This is a genomic window from Kocuria soli, assembly GCF_003797835.1.
In the GTDB taxonomy this organism is placed as follows: Bacteria; Actinomycetota; Actinomycetes; order Actinomycetales; family Micrococcaceae; genus Kocuria; species Kocuria soli.
Map to the genome: position 1 here is coordinate 99,865 of NZ_RKMF01000014.1, position 6,863 is coordinate 106,727.

The window sequence follows — 6,863 nt, forward strand, 5'->3', positions numbered from 1 at the left end:
GCACCGCATCTCAAGGAGAAGGACGACCGTTCATGCCCACCACAGTCTTCGGGCTGGACATCGGAGGAACCTCGACGCAAGGGATCCGGGCCCAGCGGTCTCAGGACGGCTGGCGCGTCCTGCGGGAGGCCAAGGTCGGCAGCGCCAATCTGCAGAACGTATCCACGGAGCAGGCCCGCGGCGAGATCCGCGCCGTGCTCGCCGAGTTGGGGATGGGCACCACCGGTCCCCAGGATTCGGTGTCCGTGATTGCGGGCTCCGGTGGAGTGGACACCTTGGCCGACCAGGACCGTCTGCGCGAGATGATCCACTCCGCGGCACCGGAAGTGAGCACGGACCTGATTCACGTGGTCCATGACAGCCGCCTGATCCTCGCAGCGCACGGGCTCGACGTCGGTGTCTCCGTCATCGCAGGCACGGGTTCCGTGGCATGGGGCAGTGATGCGACCGGGCGGGAAGCACGGGCTGGTGGCTGGGGCCACCTCCTGGGGGATGAAGGCAGTAGTTGGTGGGTGGCTCGTGAGGCCGTTCGTCGTGCCTTGGAGCGGGCGGACCGCCAGGAGGAAGCGGACGAATTGGACCTGGCCGTGCTCCAAGCGCGGGGACTCGAAACACGGGCCGACCTGATCGCCGACTTCCACACCCACCCCGACAGGACGGGGTGGTCGGAATTGGCCACCGTCGTGGATCGCTCCGCCGGTCAGGGCAGCCAAGCCGCTGTCGAACTCCTGACTGCGGCGGCAGATCAGCTGCTGACCATGACCCAACGGGTCTGCCAGTCCCTCGACCTGACAGGGCCCGTGGTAGCCGGAGGCGGTCTGATCCAGCACTCGGGGACGGTTCGGGACAGGTTCGTGACCCGGGCGGGAGCAAGGGGCATCGAAGGCGTGCACGTTCTGGACGTCGCGCCCGTCATGGGCACCCTGCACCTCGCAGACCATGCGCCCAACGGCTGACCCAGGGGCCGACACAGGCGCTCCCTGACGGTGTGTCGAGACAAGGCTGAGGCCGCGAATCCGTTGATTCGCGGCCTCCGCCTTGGAGCATCAGGTCAGAAAGCTACCTGCGTCAGTCGTCCATGATGTCGGCGACCGCGGCCTCTCTGGCCATGTCCTCCGTGGACTCCTCGAAGCCCCATTTGCCATCGGCATCGACGGACACCAACCACTTACCTTCACCGTATTCCGTGTAGACCACCTGACGGCCGATTTCATTGGCGGCCAGTTCCTGGTCACCGTAGGTGCCGTCTTCGTAGTCGATCGAGGCATAGACGATGAAGTTCGAGGACCCGTTGTGGCTCATCTTGTACCAGGTGCTGCCGTCGGCGACGTCGACCATGAAGACCGCGTTGCCATCGCCCTTGATGTTGCCACCATCCACGGTCTGCAAGTCGTCCAGGCTGTAGACCTTGATCTCGAACTTGGCGTCGTCCTCGGTGGGCTCAATCTTGGTGACCGGGTTCCCGCGCTCGAAGGAGTAGGTGTTGAGCAACTGGTAGGTGACCTCGGAGCCGCTTGCACCGGTCACGAAGGCCTCCGAACCGTCCTTGTATTCGGCGTCGAAGGTCACGTAGGAGTACTCGTCTCCCGTGGACTCCACGGAGATGAGTTGCGGAGCGTCATCCCCGTCGGGGCGAGGGATCTCGATGTTCTTGTCCTTCTCGGTGAAAGTGGCCACGGGCTCACCCGGGTTCTTGACCTCCGTGGCGTTCTCGGGCTCGACGTTCAGCTCGGTCGCCTCGTCGGACACCGAAGGATCGTCCTCCGCGGACGTGCCGGAGGCATCGGCCGTGCTCATGGCGCCCGGCGAGACCTCTTCGGAGGACTGTGCCTGGGACTGGTCGTCGCCCGTCGTGTCCGTGTCGTCACCACGGAAGATGCCGCTCAGTGCGAGCACCAGGATCAACAGCACCACCAGAAGCAGCGCGATCACGCCGCCCAGGATCCAAGGCAGTTTGGATCGGCCGGAGCCGCCCGTGGAGCCTGAACCTCCGCCGTTGGGCGGATAGTTGCCGAAGCCACCAGCCGGCTGGTACTGGGGTGCGCCACCCTGCGCGCCGTACTGCGTCGTCTGACTACCCGGGTACTGGCCCCCGTGGGTGTCATGGAGTGTTGCCTCCGGTCCGCGCGTGGAACTCTGGGCGGTGGGGCCTTCGTGGCCACCCTGGTACTGCGGCATGCGGCTGGTTCCGGTTCCGGCGTCCTGTCCGCCGAAGCTGGGGGCGGCGTGCCCCGCAGCGGCTCCCCCCGCTGCGCCCACTCCGGTGGCAGTGGCGGCTCCTGCGCCGGTGGCGCCGTCCTTGGAGGCATCGGCGCCCGGTTCTGCACTTTCAGAGGGGGTGTCGGATCCGGTGGACGACTCCTGGTCGTCGTCGGTCCAGAGTTCCCAGCCCTCGGGCGCAGGGCCCCATGCGGGGTCGGGCTGCCAACCGGCAGGAGGCTCCCAGCCTTCGGGAGGCTTCGGCCAGTTGGGGGGCGGATTGAAGGTGCGAGCCATGGGCGCTCCTCATGACGTGTGGATCGAACATCTGGGTCGGCCTAATGAAGCCGGCGCCCTGAGGAGGTACCAGGGAGGGTGCGCCGTGACCGGACACGTGCTCGCCGTGGCCGGAGCGGTGGCGAACAGTATCAGTAACACTTCACTGTAGTTGCAACAGATTTCCAACCCCGGGACGTTCTATGACGTTGCACCGATGTCTCTGACTCCGCCCGCCCGGAGGTACGTCCGAGCATGCTGGGAGCAGACCACGCGGGAAGCGTAGGCTCGGTTCATCGCGTGAACCGGAGTTCAAAGATGACGTACTCCGGAGCGCAGACGACCACAGACCGAAAAGGTGATTCACGTGGCCGATGCAATTCCCACGGCCGACGGCGATGCCCTTCGCCGACCCTCGAGCTTGACCGCTGACCCGGACCGGTTGACCGCTGCTCTTCAAGCAGGCGGTGACCACGCCAAGGCAACGCTGGAAAAGATTGCCACGGGCAAGGGCAACACTGTTGCGGACAAGGTGGCCGCCGCCGTGATCCTCGCCGCGCGATTCGACGACCGTTCGGGCGTGGAATCGGTGACCCAGGACGAGGCCACGGACGGAGAGGTTCTGGGACTCGAGTGGGCACCGGAGCTGGAGGACACCGCCAGAGGGGCTCTGGGCGAGCACCTCATCGTGTCGCTCTTGACCTGGGCTTCGTCACCGTCGCCCCTGCAGCCACCGGTCGCCGCGGCCGAGGCCGCGGCACGTCTGGCCGTGGACGACGACGGCGCCATCTACCGGAAGGTGTCCCAACGGGCGACACAGCTCTCCGGCCGCCAGGACCTGGACGCGGACCGGCGTCGCCAGTTGACGGACCTGACCGATGCCCTGGACAGGGCGGATCGAGCGGCCCAGGAACGACGGCACCCTGATCACTCCCCCGAGGCAGAACCCCAGGAATGGTCCAGCCGGGACGAGGACGCTCTCGCCAACCTGCTGGAAGGCAACACGGAGCCTCGGCCCGCACAGGCACCGGCCCAATTCGAGGATCCCCGGTGGGGAGAATCCTCCGACAACGACCAGGAACCTCCGGGCCCCGGCCCTCACCGCGCCTACGACCCGCGCGCGCTGCTGGACGGTCCGATGTCCGAAGCCCAACGGGCGGACGAGAAGAACGTCCTGCGCAACTGGGGCATCACTGCGCTGGTCCTGGTTGCCGTTCTGATCCTGGTCGGCCTCCTGATCTGAGTCCGGTGTTCAACCAGCGTTAGACCGATGAGTGTATGTGAGTTGTTTCACACTCGATATGTTGGTCTCATGACTGCCCAAACCACGGCCGTGCCCGGACCTGTCTCCCGGGCCGAGGAGACCCGCCAGCGTTTTGTCGACGCTGCCGTCACCTTGTTCAGAGAACACGGCTACGGGGCCACCTCCATGTCCCAGGTCGCGGCAGCAGCAGGAGCCAGTCGGGCGAATTTGTACCTGTATTTCCATTCCAAGCCGGAAATCGTTCTGGAGTGGATGCCCACCCTGCGACCGGAGCTGGACCAGATCTATCTCGAGCTGGACACCCTCGGGGACCACTCCCCCTCGTCGTGCCGCGCTTGGCTCGACCGACTGGTGGCCCTGTGGCGCGTTCACCCGACCGAACTGGACGCCGTGGAACAGGCCACCAGCGAGGACAGCGACGTCCACCGACATCGTGTGGAACTGTGCCGACGAACAGCCGACGGATTCCACACCGTTCATCGGACCCGCGAGGGGTCCCCACTCCCGCCGGATGTACGGGCCACTCGGCGCGCTCATCTGGTCGTGCTGATTCTCAGCACCGAGCGCTGCATTTCCTCGATCGTCCTGCACGATGCCGTCCCGGAAGAGGAAGCATTCCTGGACGCCCTGGCCCACCAGTGGTCGGGCTTCCTGACGAACTGACGGCACGCACCCACCGCAACCCCGACGAACAGCAGCGCCGCGGCTAGAGAATCTCGCGGTGTTGCCGGACCCGACACGTGGAGTCCACTTGCGTGCACCAGGTGGTGCTCACGCCCAGTGGCCCTGCCCCTTCGGCGAGCGCTTGCCACGGCCATGGATCGGCGATCTACCCGCGCAGTTTCAACCCTGCTTCGGGAGCCACGCTCAAGGCCGGGAGCTGCCGTCCGGGCACGACCCCGGCCGCGGCTTGGGCGGGTCCGGCGGTTGCCCACAGCCCGGACAGGAGCAGCAGTGCAGCCGCCACACCCAGCAACCCTCGAGGAGAGGATTCCAGGACAGGAATGCGGTGCCGATGCGCGGCAGCGTCGAGCCGTTGTGCGCTGCGGGAGCGAATGCCTAGGTTGGAAGCGAGGATTCTCATGGCTGCATCCTTGTGAGGAAGGTCGGGGCCCCTTTGACCCCTGCCACTCTGATTTCACCATAGTAAATTCGCATTGGCAAAGGCTGGTTGCACATGACTGCCGCACTCACAATCCTGATCGATGCCGCGCAGAGGGCACCCGAGGTCGCCCGAATGGTGACCGAGGGTCTCCCGCCCGAGGCAGCGCACGAACGCCCGGCGGATCGCCAGAACTCCATTGCATGGCTGATCTGGCACGCCGCCCGGCAACAAGACGTTCAGGTCGCGGAATTGGCCGGCACCGCGCAGGTGTGGGACACCGGGAAGTGGGCCGAACGAACGGGCGTGGACCGGGACTCGCGCTGGATGGGGTTCGGTGAATCAACCGAGGAGGTTGCAGCCTTCCGCGCAGGCGACATCCCCGCACTGGCCGACTACCTCGACGCGACCGTCCAGGCCACCGTCGATTACGTTCGCACGTTGTCCGACGAGGACCTGGACGAGGTCATTGATCACACCTGGGAGCCTCCGGTCACCCGCGGTACGCGCCTGGTGAGCACGATCGACGACGCCGCCCAGCACATGGGCCAGGCCGCCTACGCCCGTTCACTCGTGGACGCCGACTGGAAGGCCCCGTACTGACGGCGCACCCACGCCCACGGGAAGACCCCGCCACCGGCATCGGTGACGGGGTCTTCTCGATCAGCGGTGCGACGATCTCACCACGGAGCCGGGATCAGGCGGAGGGGCTTGCCGAGTCGGCGTCAGCCTCTTCAGGCGAGGAAGGCTCGAAGGTCCACTCGCCATCGGCTTCGACAACGATGTAGTACTCGCCGGTATCGATGTCGAGGTATCCATAACCGGCACCGATCTCGTTGAAGGTGTACTGCGTGCCGCCGCCACCCTCTTCGGTGTCCTCACCGTGGACGATGAAGTTGCCCTCACCCTCATGGCTGGCCTTCACGGTGACGTCCTCGTCACCGTCCCAATGCACGACACCGAAACCGTCACCCGTGATCGTGTCGCCCGGCCCAGCGGTCGGAATGGCGTCGACCTCGTAGAAGCTCATCGTGAACGTCTCGTCCGACTCACCTTCCATCTCGAAGGACTTGGTGTTGGTCTGGTCGTAGGGGTCGTACGGGTCCACGAAGTTGACCGAGGTCCGCCCTGAATCCACACCACTCAACACCGCGCCGTGATCGGCGGTCCCGTATAGGTACGAGTACTCGCTGTCGGAGGTGTTCTCCAGGACGACCACGATCGGGCCGTCGTGCTCCGGCACCTCGACGGTGTCACCGCCCTTGCCCTCGACGGTCTCGATGGGCTCACCCTCGAGTTCGGTGGTGTCGATCTCCGAGCCGCTGGCGGAGGAGTCTCCGTCCTCCGACCCGGACGACACGGTCTTGTCACCGCTTGGCGAGGAGTCGTCGGAGGAATCCTCGCTGGGCTCCTCCGAGGGGCTCGACTCCTCGGAGGCCTCTTCCGAGGGGGTGGACTCCTCGGTTTCGGCCTGCGTGGGCTCCGAGGTCTCTTCCTGCGCCTGCTCGGTCTGTGCAGCCGGCGACTCTTCGCCACCGCCACCGCCGCCGGTGGGGACGCATCCCGCGAGGCCGAAGGCTGCCGTCACGGCCAGAATGCCGACGGACAACGGGGTTCGAAGGGAGTATTTCGTGGTCATGACGACCTCCTTGAGGAGAAGGAACAGATGGGACTTCTTGGTCGGTATGTGTGCCCTTGATCACCGGCACACTCATAGTGAAGCACCATGTGTTTCCGATTGCAAACGCGGAGGCGTCATATTCTGTAATGCGATAGCAAATCATCAAGTCAGAGCAGCTTTGCGGATCTTTGAAGAGGGTTTGCACTCGCGAACATGACGGGCGTTTCTCCCGTCATCTCGCCGCCTCTGCCCAGCAGGCTTCGAAGCTTCTAGGTGTACTCGGCCACGACGTTGGTTACAGGCGGCTGGTCGGAGGTAGTCCGTCGAGTGCGCTGTGGCGGCGTTGAGTGTTGTAGATGTTCAGCCAGGGGTCAAGCGCCTCTTTACGCGCCTGGTTGCTG

General features: G+C 65.4%; 8 protein-coding genes. 4 read left to right on the top strand and 4 right to left on the bottom strand.

Translation table 11 applies throughout. From position 1 onward, the window contains the following. Positions 1-32 precede the first annotated feature (32 nt). Entirely contained in the window at positions 33-956 is a 924-nt protein-coding gene (locus tag EDL96_RS11070) for an N-acetylglucosamine kinase (protein WP_123826100.1), read from the top strand. Between the two features lie 112 nt (positions 957-1,068). Here the strand turns inward: EDL96_RS11070 and EDL96_RS11075 are convergent, their stop codons facing one another. Next, entirely contained in the window at positions 1,069-2,496 is a 1,428-nt protein-coding gene (locus EDL96_RS11075; protein ID WP_123826102.1) for a hypothetical protein, read from the bottom strand. A 346-nt stretch (positions 2,497-2,842) separates the two neighbouring features. Between EDL96_RS11075 and EDL96_RS11080 the strand changes: the two genes are divergently transcribed. Next, positions 2,843-3,718, top strand: a complete 876-nt coding sequence (locus EDL96_RS11080; RefSeq protein WP_123826104.1) for a hypothetical protein — start codon at positions 2,843-2,845, stop codon at positions 3,716-3,718. 69 nt (positions 3,719-3,787) lie between these two features. Beyond that, positions 3,788-4,402 carry a TetR/AcrR family transcriptional regulator gene (locus EDL96_RS11085; RefSeq protein ID WP_158609599.1) on the top strand — a complete coding sequence of 205 codons (615 nt, stop codon included), beginning with the start codon at positions 3,788-3,790 and terminating at the stop codon, positions 4,400-4,402. 166 nt (positions 4,403-4,568) lie between these two features. Here EDL96_RS11085 and EDL96_RS11090 read toward each other — a convergent pair whose 3' ends face one another. After that, the gene (locus tag EDL96_RS11090; protein WP_123826108.1) at positions 4,569-4,823 is read right to left on the bottom strand and encodes a hypothetical protein; all 255 of its coding nucleotides are present in this window, start codon (positions 4,821-4,823) and stop codon (positions 4,569-4,571) included. Positions 4,824-4,916: 93 nt separating this feature from the next. On the opposite strand from EDL96_RS11090, the gene EDL96_RS11095 reads away from it, so the two are divergent. Beyond that, positions 4,917-5,444, top strand: coding sequence for a mycothiol transferase (locus tag EDL96_RS11095; RefSeq protein ID WP_123826110.1), 528 nt, complete (start codon positions 4,917-4,919; stop codon positions 5,442-5,444). Between the two features lie 94 nt (positions 5,445-5,538). Here EDL96_RS11095 and EDL96_RS11100 read toward each other — a convergent pair whose 3' ends face one another. Together EDL96_RS11100 and EDL96_RS11105 are read right to left on the bottom strand one after the other, a co-directional pair. Further along, positions 5,539-6,480: a hypothetical protein gene (locus tag EDL96_RS11100; protein ID WP_123826112.1), complete on the bottom strand. Its 942-nt coding sequence runs from the start codon at positions 6,478-6,480 to the stop codon at positions 5,539-5,541. A 277-nt stretch (positions 6,481-6,757) separates the two neighbouring features. Beyond that, on the bottom strand, positions 6,758-6,863 hold a 106-nt coding region (locus tag EDL96_RS11105), incomplete at its 5' end, for an integrase core domain-containing protein (protein ID WP_148079891.1).

Coding starts and splice junctions, on each gene's coding strand:
- EDL96_RS11075 (WP_123826102.1), bottom strand. CDS start 2,496: ATGGCTCGCACCTTCAATCCGCCCCCCAACTGGCCGAAGCCTCCCGAA.
- EDL96_RS11095 (WP_123826110.1), top strand. CDS start 4,917: ATGACTGCCGCACTCACAATCCTGATCGATGCCGCGCAGAGGGCACCC.
- EDL96_RS11100 (WP_123826112.1), bottom strand. CDS start 6,480: ATGACCACGAAATACTCCCTTCGAACCCCGTTGTCCGTCGGCATTCTG.
- EDL96_RS11090 (WP_123826108.1), bottom strand. CDS start 4,823: ATGAGAATCCTCGCTTCCAACCTAGGCATTCGCTCCCGCAGCGCACAA.
- EDL96_RS11070 (WP_123826100.1), top strand. CDS start 33: ATGCCCACCACAGTCTTCGGGCTGGACATCGGAGGAACCTCGACGCAA.
- EDL96_RS11085 (WP_158609599.1), top strand. CDS start 3,788: ATGACTGCCCAAACCACGGCCGTGCCCGGACCTGTCTCCCGGGCCGAG.